Genomic DNA, 14383 nt, shown 5'->3' with positions numbered 1-14383 from the left:
AATCAGGCACTGCGCTTCAGGCCCTGGGCCTGCTTCTTCAGGTGCACCAGCAGCAGGGAGACGGCGGCGGGGGTCACGCCGGGAATGCGGGAGGCCTGACCCACGGTATGGGGGCGATGATCCGCCAGCTTCTGGCGTACCTCGTGGGACAGGCCGCTGACGGCGCCGTAGTCCAGATCATCGGGCAGCGCCGTGTCTTCCAGGCGCCGGGTCCGGTCCACCTCGTCCTTCTGGCGCTGGATATAGCCGGCGTACTTGGCCTGAATTTCCACCTGTTCCGCCACCCGGACATCCGTCACGGCCGGCCCGGCACCGGGCAGGGACATCAGGTCCGCATAGGCCACCCCGGGGCGCCGCAGCAGGTCCATCAGGGAATACTCCCGACTCAGGGGGCCGCCGAACAGGCGCTCGCCGTCCTCCGGCAACACATCCCCCGGGCGCATGACCGTGACCCCCAATCGCCGAGACTCCTGCTCGATGGCCTCCCGCTTGCGCTCGAAGGCCGCCCAGCGTGCATCATCCACCACGCCCAGTTCGCGGCCCACGGGGGTGAGGCGCAGATCGGCATTGTCTTCCCGCAGGGTGAGACGGTACTCGGCCCGGCTGGTGAACATGCGGTAGGGCTCCCGGGTGCCCCGGGTGATGAGATCATCGATCATCACACCCATGTAGGAGGTTTCCCGGCGCGGATGCCAGGGCTCCCGCTCCCGCACCCGCAGGGCGGCATTGATGCCTGCCACCAGCCCCTGGGCCGCGGCCTCCTCATAGCCGGTGGTACCGTTGATCTGACCGGCGAAGAACAGACCCTGCAGCGGTCGGGTCTCCAGGCTGGGGCGCAGGTCCCGGGGGTCGAAGAAGTCGTATTCGATGGCGTAGCCGGGACGGGTGATGTGGGCCTGCTCGAAGCCCTCGATGGAACGCACCACATCCACCTGCACGTCGAAGGGCAGGCTGGTGGAGATACCGTTGGGGTACACCTCATGGGTGTCGAGCCCTTCCGGCTCGATGAAGATCTGGTGGCGTTCCTTGTCGGCAAAGCGCACCACCTTGTCCTCGATGGAGGGGCAGTAGCGCGGCCCCACCCCTTCGATCACGCCGCTGTACATGGGAGACCGGTGCAGGTTGGCGCGGATCACCTCCAGGGTGCGGGGGGTGGTCCAGGTGATGTGACAGCTCACCTGGGGCGGATGATCGGAAGGCTGCCCCAGGAAGGAGAACACCGGCACGGGGGTATCCCCGGGCTGCTCGGCCAGGCGGGAATAATCGATGCTGCGGGCATCGATGCGGGGCGGCGTGCCGGTCTTCAGACGCCCGACCCGCAAGGGCAGCTCCCGCAACCGCTGGGCCAGGCGGATGGCCGGCGGATCACCGGCGCGGCCACCGGCGTAGTTGGCCTCGCCCACATGGATGAGACCACCCAGGAAGGTGCCCACGGTCAGCACCACGCAAGGGGCATCAAAGCGCAGACCGGCCTGGGTGACGACCCCGGTGACCCGGTCCCCCGCCACGATCAGATCGTCCACCGCCTGCTGGAACAGGGACAGGCCCGGCTGGTTTTCCACCGCCCGGCGCACGGCGGCCTTATAGAGGGCACGGTCCGCCTGGGCGCGGGTGGCGCGCACGGCAGGCCCCTTGCGGCTGTTGAGGGTGCGGAACTGGATGCCGCCCAGATCGGCGGCGCGGGCCATGAGGCCGCCCAGGGCGTCGATCTCCTTGACCAGATGGCCCTTGCCGATGCCGCCGATGGCGGGATTGCAGCTCATCTGGCCGATGGTGTCGATGTTATGGGTCAGGAGCAGGGTCCTGCAGCCCATGCGGGCCGCCGCCAGGGCGGCCTCGGTGCCGGCGTGGCCGCCGCCCACGACGATGACGTCGTATTGTGCCTGGTATTGCATAGTCAAGAGCCGGGCCGGAAGTGGGGAAAATCCTGATAGTGTAGCGCGGATCAGTCCTCCTCGGGCACCACCAGCGCGGCATCCAGCCCGTCCAGTCCCTGCCGCCCCACCTTGTAACCCGCCAGACGGGTGGCCGTGGCCAGGGCATCGGGCACGGAACTGCCCGTGGCCAGGGCATGGATCAGGCCGGCATTGAACACGTCCCCGGCCCCCAGGGTGTCCACCACCCGGGGTGGGCGCCAGGCCGGGGCATGGAACAGGCCATCCCGACTGGCCCAGGCCCAGGAGCCCTCCTCGCCCCAGGTGCAGATCAGCACGGCGCCGGGCACGCGCTTGTGCACGCTGCGCAGGAACGGTTCCGGCTCCTCGTAGCCCCGCCCGAGCACGAAGGGGCGGGAAAAGATGATCACATCCGGTTGCCCGAACAGCATGTCCACCCCGTCCCGGTCCTTTTCCACCTCCAGGGAGATGGGCTGATGGGATTTCTGCTGGCTGCGCAGGGCCTGGAGCATGCGGCTGGTGGTGTGGGTATCCCGGGCCTGCACGTGCACCCATTGATACTTGTCCAGGTTCAGCTTGGCCACATGAGGGGCGTCCAGTTCCGGCAGGTTGCGGTAGTGGACGATGGTGCGGGAACCGTTGGCGGCATTGAGGGTGATGTAGGAACAGGGGGTGCGCCCGGTGCGCCGGCGACAGGTTTCCACGTTGATCCCCCGCTCCGCCAGCAGGGACAGCAGATGTTCGCCGTCCGGATCATCGGCCACCACGGCGGCCAGGTCGCACTGGTGCCCCAGTTGCTGCAGCACATACAGGCTGTTGGCGGTATTGCCGCCGGGAGAGGCGCGCTGTTCCCGGGCGCGGATCTCCTCGTCCTCCACCGGATAGTGGTCAACGATGTTGATGATGTCCAGGGTGGCGACGCCGATGCCGAGAATATGGGCCATGGTGGATGGTGCCCCGAGGGCCTGTGGTGGTGTTGCGCACAGGATAGTGAAAGGGAGGCAGCGGGGTAAAGGTATTGCAGCGCAAAAGCACGGCAGGGAAGCGGCGGGCCACCCCCTTGGGAGCCGGCCCGCCGACGAAAGGGTCAATCAGAAGTCGAAACGCATGCCGGCGGCGAAGACCTGGCCGCCGCGGATATCCTGACCGGAGCCGACACCATACCCGTCAGCCCGACCACCGCGCTTTTCAGTAATCGCCGCCGTCTCCTGCTCGAAGTAGTACTCGGCAAAGAACCTCAGGCTGGGATTGAACTGATGATCCACGCCCACGTGGACGATGCTCTCACCGTAGTTCTCCACCTCGGCCACCATCAGCTTGAAGGTGTTCTTGCCCAGGGTGTAGCCGGCGTAGACGTTCATGGCCATGTCGCCGTCATTGCCGTAAACAGCACTGTCGTTAATATCGCTATAAAAGCGCTCCAGCTTGGCGCCCAGATAGAGGTTGCCCATCGTATGGGCCAGGGAAAGACCGGCCAGGGTCACGTTTTGATCCCCACGGAAGTCATCCATGCCCACGGCAATCGTGGTATTGCCGAAGCTATAGCTGCCGGTGAGCTGAATGCGGTCATCATCATTATCATTGAAGCCATTACCATCGCTCCAGGCAAAGGCCAGCGAAAAGCCGTTCAGATCAGGACTGTAGTAGCTGACACTGTCCTTCTCACGGAAAGTCGTGAAAGTGGCAAACCCGCTGTAGTAGGTGCTGAACATGTCCACCGGGGCGGCGATGGCATTGTAGTAGGGCAACCACATCTGGCCGTACAGGAAGGTCCCCATCTCGCCCTGGACACCGATCTGGGCCACGCGCACATCCTGCTCCTGGTCCCACGGGTCCTGAACGGCCTTGTTGGCCAGATCCAGGGGCAGTTCCAGCTGACCGATCAGGGTCAGGCCTTCCATCAGGGGATAGTCCGCGTTGAAACCGATGTTGGAATAGGCATCCCGCACGCCGGTATAGGAGTCCAGATGCTCCCGGTTATCGGGACGCACGGACTCCACCTGCACTCGGGCGGAGCCGTAGAAATCAAAGTTGAGTTCACCGGCCTGAGCCATGGCGGGCACGGCCAGGGCAGCGGCGACGGAAGAGGCAATCAGGGTCTTTCTGTTCATAAGTCGGTTTTTCCAGTCAGATACATCGGTGATATCGATTGATGAGCCGGCGGCGGGGAGCCGGAAACACCCCGGCAACCCGCCACCCGGAACACTCAGGGCAACCAGGTGTCCACCAGGTCCCGATTCTGTTCGACCCAGCGCCTGGCGTTCTCGTAGGGATCTCCCCCTTCCTCGTTCATCATCATCAACTCGGCCATGTGGGCGGGCGTCCAGTTGAAGTTGTCGAGGATGGCGTAGGCCTCGGGCATGTCGTCCTTCAGGCCGGCACGCACGATGGTGTGAATGGCTTCCTCGCCGCCATAGATACCCTTGGGGTCGTCCAGATATTTCAGCTCCCAGCGGCTTTCCTTCCAGTGAGGCGTCCAACCGGTGACCACCACCCAGTCATTGTTGCGGACGGCATTGGCCAGCACGCCGGTCATGGTGGCATCGGAACCTTCGATCAGGCGCAGTCTCAGGCCGTATTCGTCGATCACCCGCTCGGTGCTGCTCATCAGGCCCGCACCGGGGTCGATGCCGATGATGCGACGGTCAAAACGGCGGGCGTGGTCATTCAGCTCCTCAATGGAGTCAATTTCCACATAGGTGGGGACCATCAGACCGATACGGGTACCCACCAGGTTGGGCCCCAGGTCTTCCACCCGGTCCCTGACCCGCTCCAGATAATGCTCATGGGTGGTGGGCAGCCAGGCGGCCACGAAGGCATCCTGGTCACCGGTGCCGACGGACTGCCACATGGCCGCGGCGCTGACGGACGTCAGCCGCACGTCGTAGCCGGCCTCTTCCAGCACCACCCGGATCACGTTGGTACTAGCCACTTCACTGGCCCACTCCACATAGGGGATGTTGATCCGTCCCTTGTCGCCCGCCAGGGCCGACAGAGGGGCAAATACCAGAGTTGCCGCCAGGATCAGACTGGCGATCACCGGGATTCCCGGCCTTGTCATTGAAGTCATCATTTTCCTCCGAAGAATTGCATGGATACTCAGAAAGTTCTCAAAAAGCCTCCTGCCGTCACTTCCAACCACCCCCAACCGTCACTCCCGATACCCGGGGTGGTCATTCCCAATACTTCCAAGCCGTTACGGCTGATGCCCCCGATTGTCACTCCCGACACCCTTAGGTCGTCACTCCCGATACTCTCAAGTCGTCACTCCCGCGAAAGCGGGAGCCCAGGCGCCGAGCCCCCACCGGATTCCCGCTTTCGCGGGAATGACCTACCCGGTTACGATCCGCGTTTCCGGCCAATGCGCTGGGTCACCCGGTCCAGGATCATCGCCAGGATCACGATGGCAATGCCGGCCTCGAAACCGTTGCCCGGCTGTAGACGCTGGATCGCCCGCCAGACCTCGCCCCCCAGGCCTCCGGCGCCGATCATGGCGGCGATCACCACCATGGACAGGGCCAACATGATGGTCTGGTTGATGCCCGCCATGATGGTGGGCACCGCCAGAGGCAGCTGGACCTTGAACAGTTTCTGCCGCCGGCTGGCGCCAAAGGCATCCGCGGCCTCCACCAGCTCCCGGGGCACCTGACGGATGCCCAGGATGGTGAGACGGATGGCCGGCGGCATGGAAAAGATCACGGTGGCAAACATGGCCGACACCTGACCCAGACCGAAGAAGGGAATCGCCGGGATCAGATAGACGAAGGCAGGCATGGTCTGCATGAAGTCGAGCACCGGCATGGTGGCCCGGTGGAAGCGCTCCGACAGCCCGCCCAGGATGCCGATGGGCAACGCAATGGCCACCGCCACCGCCGTGGCGAACAACACCAGGGTGAGGGTCTCGATGGTGGCCTGCCAGAGTTGCAGGTTCCACAAAAACAGCAGACCGGCCGCGGTGCCGATGGCCACCCGACGCCCCGCCGCCAGCCAGGCAATGCCGGCAAAGGCCAGGATCACCAGCCAGGGGGGTGGAAAGCTCAGCAACATCACCACGCCGTCCACGCCGTCGCCCAGCACGTTACTGATGGCACGGGTCAGACCGGAAAAGGTATCGGTCAGCCAGTCCAGGCCGTCGTCGATGTAATCCGACAGGGGAAATTTGCCGAAGAAAGGAAAATCATGATTCATGAGCATGCTTCACTGGTTTTGTCCGCGGCGGTTTTGTCCGCGGCGGTTGCGGCGTCTGCCGCCGTCACTGCCTGATCCGACTGACCGGCCGCCAGGGCCGCCAGCACGTTGCTCTTGACGATGGTGCCCAGCAGGCGCCCGGCCTCGTCCACCACCGCCACCGGAATGCGGCTGTCCGCGAGCATGGCGATCAGGGTGCTGACCGGCTCGTCCGGCGCCACCGTCTGATGGTCCCGCTGGATGTGGGGGCCAATCTGCCTGTCTCCCTGCTCGATCGCCCGGCCCATGTCATCCGCCCACACATACCCCTCCAGGGTGCCGTCCCGCCGCACCACGAACAGGCTGTAGAAACTCTCCTTTTCCATCTTGTGCAGGGCGGTGCGAGGGCCGTCCGAGGGAAGGGCCAGCACCCTTGCATCGCGCATGATCCCGCCGGCGGTGAGGATCTGGGTCTTGTCCACATCCTCCACGAAGCGCTCCACATAACGACTGGCGGGGGAACTCAGGATCTCTTCCGGCGTGCCGATCTGGACCACCCGCCCATCCTTCATCAGCACGATGCGATCACCGAGCCTGAGGGCCTCGTCCAGGTCATGGGTGATGAACACGATGGTCTTCTTCACCCGTGCCTGCAGATTGATCAGCTCCTGTTGCATGTCCCGACGTATCAACGGGTCCAGCGCGCTGAAGGCCTCGTCCATGAGCAGGATATCCGGGTCCACGGCCAGCGCCCGGGCCAGACCCACCCGCTGCTGCATGCCCCCGGAAAGCTGAGACGGAAAGGCCTGCTCCCAGCCTTCCAGGCCCACCAGTTGCAGGGCCTGGGCCGCCCGCTGCTCCCGCTCGTCCTGGCCCATGCCGCAGATCTCCAGCCCGAAGGCCGTGTTCTGCAGGATGGTGCGGTGGGGGAACAGGGCGAAATTCTGGAACACCATGCCGAACTTGCGGCGCCGCAGGGCGAGCAGGTCCTTGTTGCTCAATCCGGTGATGTCTTCCCCATCGATCAGCACCTGCCCGGCCGTCGGCTCGATCAGACGGTTGAGACAGCGGATCAAAGTGGATTTGCCGCATCCGCTCAGACCCATGACCACCAGGATCTCCCCTTGCGCCACATCAAAACTGACGTCGGCAATACCCAGGGTAAGTCCGGTACGTTGCTGGATCTCCTTGCGGTCATGTCCCTCCTCCATGAGTTTCAAGGCCGGTGCCGGCGGGTCGCCGAAGACCTTGGTGAGGTTTTTGACTGCGATTTTCGGTTGTTGCAAGGCTACTGTCCTGTCTTCACCCCGGAAGGGGCGGGTCGGTGTCAGTGTCTGACGACGGGTAAAAAGGAAAGGGGCCGGGGATCGCTTGATCCACGGCCCCCGGTCCATCGAGGGATCAGCGTACGGCACTCAGGAAGTGCATGTGACGCTCGTAGTGCTCCAGCACATCATTGATGATGGCGTCCTTGCTCCAGCCCATGACGTCGTAGTCCTGGCCGCCCTCGCTCAGATGCACTTCCGCATGGAAGTACTTGAGCGCCTCGGCACGCTGGCTGCGGGTGTCGCGCATGACGAAGGTGGGCGGTTCATAGGCGCGGGGCCGCACGGAATAGAAGAAATCGATCTCCTCGCCGTGACGGACTTCCACCCAGCAGCGGCCGTCCTCGCCCACGCCGGTGTGGGCATCCAGGTTCTGCTTGCGCAGCTCCTCGGCCACCGCTTCCAGTGCCGGCTTCACGGCCTCCTGGATATAGCGCAGGACCTCGTTACGCCGGGGCTGATGGACAATGGTCCGCAGGCGATGCTGCCAGCTCACCGGGGCATGGGGGCCGATGGGGGCCACCCGCGCCTCGCGCAGGCTGATCCGTTTCATGGTGTCGATGCGCAGGGCCCTGAGCAGCCCCCAACACATGAAGCACATGATGATGGCGAACGGCAGGGCACTGGCGATGGTGGCGGTCTGCAGGGCCGCCAGGCCGCCGGCGATGAGCAAGGCCGCCGCCACGATGCCCTCGATCACGGCCCAGAAGATGCGCTGCCAGGTGGGGGATTCCTCCTTGCCGCCGGAGGTGAGGATGTCCACCACCAGGGAACCGGAGTCCGATGAAGTGACAAAGAAGGTCACCACCAGCAGGGTCGCCACCAGGGCCATGATGGAGGACAGGGGCAGATGCTCGAAGAACTGGAACAGGGCCACCGAGGTATCCGCCGCCACCGCGTCCGACAGCTCGGTGATGCCCTGCACCATGATCATGTGCAGGGCGGTATTGCCGAAGAAGGTCATCCACATGATGGTGAAGCCCACCGGCACCAGCAACACACCGAAGGTGAATTCACGGATGGTGCGGCCCCGGGAAACCCGGGCGATGAACATGCCCACGAAGGGCGCCCAGGCAATCCACCAACCCCAGTAGAACAGGGTCCAGCCGCCGATCCACGAGGTGGGCTCGTAGGCATACAGATTGAAAGTCATGTAGAACAGGTTGGAGACGTAATTCCCCGTGTTCTGCACCAGGGTCTGCAGCAGATAGACGGTGGGGCCGGCCACCAGCACGAAGGCCAGCAGGCCCGCGGCCAGGATCATGTTCAGCACCGAGATCCGGCGGATGCCGCCATCCAGCCCCAGGGCCACGGACAGGGTGGCGATGGCGGTGATGACCACGATCAGGATGATCTGCACCGAGAGGGCATTGGGAATATCGAACAGGTAGTTCAGGCCGGAGTTGATCTGCATGACGCCGAACCCCAGGGAGGTGGCGACGCCGAAGATGGTGCCCAGCACGGCAAAGGTATCCACCGTGTGGCCGATGCCGCCGTGGATGCGGTCACCGATCAACGGATACAGGGAGGAGCGGATGGTCAGCGGCAGGTCGTGTCGGAAGGCGAAGTAGGCCAGGGACAGGGCCACCACGGCATAGATGGCCCAGGCATGAACCCCCCAGTGGAAGAAGGTGATGCGCATGGACTGGCGGGCGGCCTCGACGGTCTCCGGATCGCCCACCGGCGGACTGACGTAATGCATGACCGGCTCGGCCACGCCGAAGAACATGAGGCCGATGCCCATGCCGGCGGAGAACAGCATGGCGAACCAGGAGGCATAGCTGTAGTCGGGCTGACTGTGATCCGGACCCAGCTTGATGTTGCCGTAACTGGACACCGCTACTCCGACCATGAAGACCACGAATCCAGCCACCGCCAGCACATAGAACCAGCCGGCGGAATCGGAGATCCAGCCTTGCACGGCACTGAAGACGGTGCCCGCCGTCTCGGTGAAGATGGCGGCAAACAGCACGAAGACCAGGGTGAGTACCGCGGAGGTGATGAACACCGGCGGGTTCATCAGGATGCGTGGAGCACGGGCTGGAGACGCACTCTGTTCGGTCATGTAACCTCCCTTCGTGGGCTGGATCGCCGGAATTCAGCGGAAAGCAGACCTTCCGCAGCCTTTTTTTACGCTAACACGAACCTTTGACATAATGCGAACTGGTTAAAAAATAGCCAGCAAGACCGGCCTTGGCACCGCGTTCACCTGGGATGCGGAAGCCCAGAATGCCGGCCCTTGCCTGGATTCCCGTCTGCGCGGGAATGACCTGCCCGGGATATCCCTATGGGAACGGCCAGTCGTAGTCGGTGATGACCGGGGCATGATCCGAGAACCGTTCATCCTTGTAGATGCTCACCCCACGAGCCGTCGCCGCCACGCCCGGCGTGGCAATCTGGTAATCCAGACGCCACCCCACGTTCTTCGCCCAGGCCTGCCCCCGGTTGGCCCACCAGGTGTACTGTTCCGGCGCCTGATTCAACCGTCGGAAGGTATCCACCCAGCCCACTTCATTAAATAGCACATCCAGCCAGGCCCGCTCCTCGGGCAGGAAACCGGAGTGCTTCTGGTTGCTCCTCCAGTTGCGCAGGTCGATGGGCTTGTGGGCGATGTTCCAGTCCCCGCACAGGATGTATTCGCGATCATTGGCCTGTTTCTGCCGCAACTGCGCCATGAAGGTGTCCATGAAACGGTACTTGGCCGCCTGGCGAAGTTCGCCGGAAGACCCGGAGGGCACATACACGGACGCAACACACAAATCACCGAAACGCGCCTCGATATAGCGGCCTTCGGGGTCGAACTCCTCGGAATTCATCCCCATGACGACTTCATCGGGCTTGCGCCGGGCATACAGGGCCACCCCGCTGTAACCCTTTTTCCGGGCATCCAGGTAACAGGTGAAATAGCCGGCGGGATGAAAGGCCTCGTCGGTCAGTTGATGGATCTGGGCCTTGGTCTCCTGAAGGCAGACCACGTCCGCGTCCTGGGCCTTGAGCCATGCATAAAAGCCCTTACGGGCGGCGGCACGAATGCCGTTGGCGTTGAGCGTGATGATTCGCATCGGATCGACAGGGCAGTGTTCACGGGGTCCGGGTACAATCCGACAACTTAACACAGCCCACCGACAGGGGGCGTCCAGCCCGGCTTGTGCCCTCCCACAGGACATTGTAATTTCTCAATCATGAATACCTATCGCACCCAATTCCTTCAGTTTTGTCTGGAACGCGGCGTCCTGCGCTTTGGTTCCTTCACCCTCAAATCCGGCCGTACCAGCCCCTATTTCTTCAATGCCGGCCTGTTCAACACCGGCCGGGACCTGGCCCGCCTGGGTGCCTTCTATGCCCGTACCCTGGTGGAATCGAACGCCCGGGTGGACATGCTCTTCGGCCCCGCCTACAAGGGCATCCCCCTGGTGGCCGCCACCGCGGTGGCCCTGGCCCAGGAGCACGACCGCGACTACCCCTTCTGCTTCAATCGCAAGGAAGCCAAGGACCACGGCGAAGGCGGCACCCTGGTGGGCGCCCCCCTGTCCGGGCGGGTCATGATCGTGGACGATGTGATCACCGCGGGCACCGCCATCCGTGAATCCGTGGAGATCATCAAGGCCGCCGGCGCGGAACCGGCCGGCGTGCTGATCGCACTGGATCGACAGGAACGGGGGCGCGGCGAGCTGTCCGCCATTCAAGAAGTGGAACGGGATTACGGTCTGCAGGTCCATGCCATTGCGTCCCTATCGGACCTGATCGTCTTTCTGGAGGACCTGCCGGACATGGCGCAGCATCGTGCCGCCGTGCAGGCCTATCGGGAAGAATTCGGCATCTAGCCTGCCCCGCGAATACGCGGGCGACGGCACCCCTGAACCCGTGGCGGGAATGAGGCATGCCCAGGATTTTTCCAACAGCAGGAACCACACCGATACTGGCGGCCATGCTGGCCGCCGGGCTCATCGGCACGGCCTCCGCACAGGTCTACCGCTGGGTGGACGAGTCCGGTCAGACTCACATGAGCGACACCCCGCCCCCGGACACGACCCGGTATGACCGCGAGGTCCTTGATCACAGGGGACTGGTGATCCAGCGCCTGGACCGGGCGAGAACGCCGCAGGAGCTGGCCGCCGAACAGGCGGAACGGGAACGTCGGGAGGCCCTGGAACAGCAACGGGCGGAACAGGAGCGGGTCGACCGGGTTCTGCTGCAATCCTTCGGCTCCGAGCGCGAACTGCTGCACGCACGGGATGACCGCGTGGCCCTGATCGAGGCCAACATGAACCTCACCCGGGACAAACTGGGCAATCTGCGTGATCAGCTGACACAGGCCAATACACGCATCGCCGGCCTTGAGGCCGGCGGCAGGCCGGTACCGGAAGGCCTGCGGGAACAGGCCGACTCCCTGCAACGCCAGATCCGGGTACAGGAAGCGTACCTGGAAGAACGCCGACAGGAACGGGATGCCGTGCTGGCCCGGTTTGCCCGGGATCTGGAGCGGTTCCGGGAGCTGCGTCGGCAACAGGCCGACACCCAGCCCCGGCGCTGAAAGGCCCGTCAGCCCCGGATCAGGGTTCCCACTCCCTTGTCGGTCAGCAGCTCCAGCATCACCGCATGGGGCACCCGTCCGTCAATGATATGGGCCGTCTTGACGCCGGACTTCACCGCGTCCAGGGCGCACAGGATCTTGGGAATCATGCCGCCGTGGATCACCCCGGTGGCAATCAGCTCGTCCACCTGACGGGCCGTCAGACCGGTGAGCAGGTTGCCTTCTCCGTCCAGGACCCCGGTGGTGTTGGTGAGCAGGATCAGCTTCTCCGCCCCCAGCACCGTGGCCATCTTGCCGGCCACCAGGTCGGCATTGATGTTGTAGGCCGCGCCATCCTCGCCCACGCCTACCGGCGCGATCACGGGAATGAAGGCCCCCGAATCCAGCATGTGCACCACGGCGGGATCGATGGAAGCCACCTCACCCACGTGCCCCAGGTCGATGATCTCCGAGGCCTCGGGGTCTTCGCCGGCACGGCGATGACTCAGGCGCCGGGCCCGGATCAGCCCGCCGTCCTTGCCGGTCAGGCCCACCGCGCGGCCACCGAACTGGTTGATGAGATTGACGATCTCCTTGTTGACCAGACCACCCAGCACCATCTGCACCACGTCCATGGTCTCCCGGTCCGTCACCCGCAAACCATCCACGAAACGGGATTCCTTGCCCAGCTGGCTGAGCATCCTGCCGATCTGGGGGCCACCACCGTGGACCACCACCGGATTCAGGCCCACCTGCTTGAGCAGCACGATATCCCGCGCAAAGCCGCGCTTGAGTTCCTCGTCCACCATGGCGTTGCCGCCGTACTTGATGACCAGTGTCTTGCCGGAAAAGCGCTGGATATAGGGCAACGCCTCGGTCAGGACCCGGGCGATGGTCTGGGGACTGGTGTGGTCCATGGCGGTGTGTTCGGACATTCGGGAAGTCTCCGGTTTCAGACCGGGCAGGTGTTGAAGAAATTCTGAAACAACCCCTTGCCGTCATTCCCGCGCAGGCGGGAGTCCAGGGTTTTCAATATGCTACTGGATTCCCGCCTGCGCGGGAATGACGGCGACGAGAGAGCGCTAGAACGGCAGTTCCAGCTCCGGATCCACCGCCAGCAGACGCTCACGGAACAGCGTCTGGATCCGTGCCAGGGCCTCGGGGCAGCTCCCCTCGAAGCGCAGGGTCAGACAAGGCGTGGTGTTGGAAGCCCGCACCAGCCCCCAGCCATCATCGAAATCCACCCTCAGGCCGTCGATGCGATTCACCCGGCCACCTTCGGGATCCGGCTCGGACAGGAAGCGCGCCATGAAGGCGCCGTGCCCCTCTTCCCCGCCCGGCGTCACCAGCAGCTCCGGGGTATGACAACCCTGGGGCAACTCGTCGAATATCCGCGCCGGCGACCGGGAGTCCCGGGCAAGAGACTCCAACAACCTCGCCCCGGCGTAGATCGCATCATCCACCCCGAGCCAGCGATCCCGGAAAAAGACATGACCACTCATCTCTCCCGCCAACAGGGCCCCGGTCTCTTCCATGCGCGCCTTGAGCAGGGAGTGGCCGGTACGCCACATGTCCGGCACGCCCCCCAGCGCCCGCACCCGCTCGGCCAGGTGATGAGAACATTTCACATCGAATACCACCGTGCTGCCGGGATGATGGGCCAGCACATCGGCGGCAAAACACATCATCAGGCGGTCCGGCCACTGGATACGCCCCCGGCCGTCGACGACGCCGAGGCGATCCCCGTCGCCGTCGAAGGCCAGCCCCAGGTCCAGACCGCCGGACTCCACGGCGCGCCGCAGATCTTCCAGGTTCTCGGGACGCGACGGATCGGGATGATGGTGGGGAAAATGTCCATCCACCTCGCAGTAGAGAGGGACCACCTCGCAGCCCAGACGCCGGAAAATCTCCGGTGCCACCACCGCGGCGGCGCCGTTGCCGCAATCCACCGCCACCCGCAGGGGGCGATCCAGGTGAATGTCGGCACAGAGTTCGTTCAGGTAACGACTGCAGACTTCCGCAGTCTCCAGGGTACCCCCGGGCGCAACGGGCAGGCGCCCCTCGTCAATCCGGCGCCGCAGACGCTGCACCGTCTCCTGATGCAGGGTGCGCCCCGCCAGCATGAGCTTGAAGCCGTTGTAGGCCGGGGGATTGTGACTGCCGGTGACCATGATGCCGTTGCCGTCGGCTTCCCTGAGCGCGGCGTAATAGGTCACCGGCGTGGGCAGGCAGCCCAGCCGGATCACCCGCAATCCCGACGCCAGCAGCCCCTCGATGAGGGCGGACTCCAGCTCGGGGCTCGACAGGCGGCCGTCACGCCCGACCACTACCCGGGTCACCTCCAGCTCGCGGGCCTCGGCACCGTAGGCCCGGCCGATGGCCCGGGCGGTATCCGGATTGAGGCGTTCGCCCACCACGCCGCGGATGTCGTAGGCCCGGAAGATGCCGGGGTCCACACTCATGCTCATGATCTGCTCCCCTGC

General features: G+C 64.4%; 12 protein-coding genes. 2 read left to right on the top strand and 10 right to left on the bottom strand.

Translation table 11 applies throughout. From position 1 onward, the window contains the following. Positions 1-2 precede the first annotated feature (2 nt). The 8 genes from mnmG to ACLF6L_RS00585 all read right to left on the bottom strand — a co-directional run bounded on the left by mnmG (position 3) and on the right by ACLF6L_RS00585 (position 10449). Positions 3-1895, bottom strand: a complete 1893-nt coding sequence (gene mnmG, locus ACLF6L_RS00620) for a tRNA uridine-5-carboxymethylaminomethyl(34) synthesis enzyme MnmG (RefSeq protein WP_412852124.1) — start codon at positions 1893-1895, stop codon at positions 3-5. Between the two features lie 50 nt (positions 1896-1945). Continuing rightward, positions 1946-2839: a PfkB family carbohydrate kinase gene (locus ACLF6L_RS00615; protein WP_238617221.1), complete on the bottom strand. Its 894-nt coding sequence runs from the start codon at positions 2837-2839 to the stop codon at positions 1946-1948. A 147-nt stretch (positions 2840-2986) separates the two neighbouring features. Beyond that, a complete protein-coding gene (locus ACLF6L_RS00610; RefSeq protein ID WP_412852123.1) occupies positions 2987-4006 on the bottom strand; it encodes a porin in 1020 nt (339 codons plus the stop codon). Positions 4007-4101: 95 nt separating this feature from the next. Next, positions 4102-4956 (bottom strand): glycine betaine ABC transporter substrate-binding protein, encoded by an 855-nt coding sequence (locus tag ACLF6L_RS00605; RefSeq protein WP_238617219.1) that lies wholly within the window; start codon positions 4954-4956, stop codon positions 4102-4104. Between the two features lie 278 nt (positions 4957-5234). Continuing rightward, entirely contained in the window at positions 5235-6083 is an 849-nt protein-coding gene (locus ACLF6L_RS00600; protein WP_412852122.1) for an ABC transporter permease, read from the bottom strand. Next, positions 6080-7273: a quaternary amine ABC transporter ATP-binding protein gene (locus tag ACLF6L_RS00595; protein ID WP_412852799.1), complete on the bottom strand. Its 1194-nt coding sequence runs from the start codon at positions 7271-7273 to the stop codon at positions 6080-6082. The genes ACLF6L_RS00600 and ACLF6L_RS00595 overlap by 4 nt, the downstream gene beginning before the upstream one ends. A 190-nt stretch (positions 7274-7463) precedes the next feature. Continuing rightward, on the bottom strand, positions 7464-9452 hold the full coding sequence (locus ACLF6L_RS00590; protein ID WP_238617217.1) for a BCCT family transporter: 1989 nt from the start codon (positions 9450-9452) through the stop codon (positions 7464-7466). 220 nt (positions 9453-9672) lie between these two features. Next, positions 9673-10449 carry an exodeoxyribonuclease III gene (locus ACLF6L_RS00585; protein ID WP_238617216.1) on the bottom strand — a complete coding sequence of 259 codons (777 nt, stop codon included), beginning with the start codon at positions 10447-10449 and terminating at the stop codon, positions 9673-9675. 120 nt (positions 10450-10569) lie between these two features. Between ACLF6L_RS00585 and pyrE the strand changes: the two genes are divergently transcribed. Together pyrE and ACLF6L_RS00575 are read left to right on the top strand one after the other, a co-directional pair. Then, the gene (gene pyrE / locus ACLF6L_RS00580; RefSeq protein WP_238617215.1) at positions 10570-11211 is read left to right on the top strand and encodes an orotate phosphoribosyltransferase; all 642 of its coding nucleotides are present in this window, start codon (positions 10570-10572) and stop codon (positions 11209-11211) included. Positions 11212-11267: 56 nt separating this feature from the next. Continuing rightward, complete coding sequence (locus tag ACLF6L_RS00575; RefSeq protein WP_238617214.1) at positions 11268-11921, top strand: DUF4124 domain-containing protein; 654 nt, start codon at positions 11268-11270, stop codon at positions 11919-11921. 8 nt (positions 11922-11929) lie between these two features. Here ACLF6L_RS00575 and argB read toward each other — a convergent pair whose 3' ends face one another. Both argB and ACLF6L_RS00565 read right to left on the bottom strand, forming a co-directional pair. Further along, positions 11930-12835 (bottom strand): acetylglutamate kinase, encoded by a 906-nt coding sequence (gene argB, locus ACLF6L_RS00570; protein WP_412852121.1) that lies wholly within the window; start codon positions 12833-12835, stop codon positions 11930-11932. Between the two features lie 147 nt (positions 12836-12982). Then, positions 12983-14368 carry a phosphomannomutase/phosphoglucomutase gene (locus ACLF6L_RS00565; RefSeq protein ID WP_238617212.1) on the bottom strand — a complete coding sequence of 462 codons (1386 nt, stop codon included), beginning with the start codon at positions 14366-14368 and terminating at the stop codon, positions 12983-12985. Positions 14369-14383: the final 15 nt, after the last annotated feature.

Source organism: Ectothiorhodospira shaposhnikovii, from assembly GCF_047222355.1.
Classification (GTDB): Bacteria; Pseudomonadota; Gammaproteobacteria; order Ectothiorhodospirales; family Ectothiorhodospiraceae; genus Ectothiorhodospira.
This window is presented reverse-complemented; position numbering and strand designations above follow the sequence as displayed.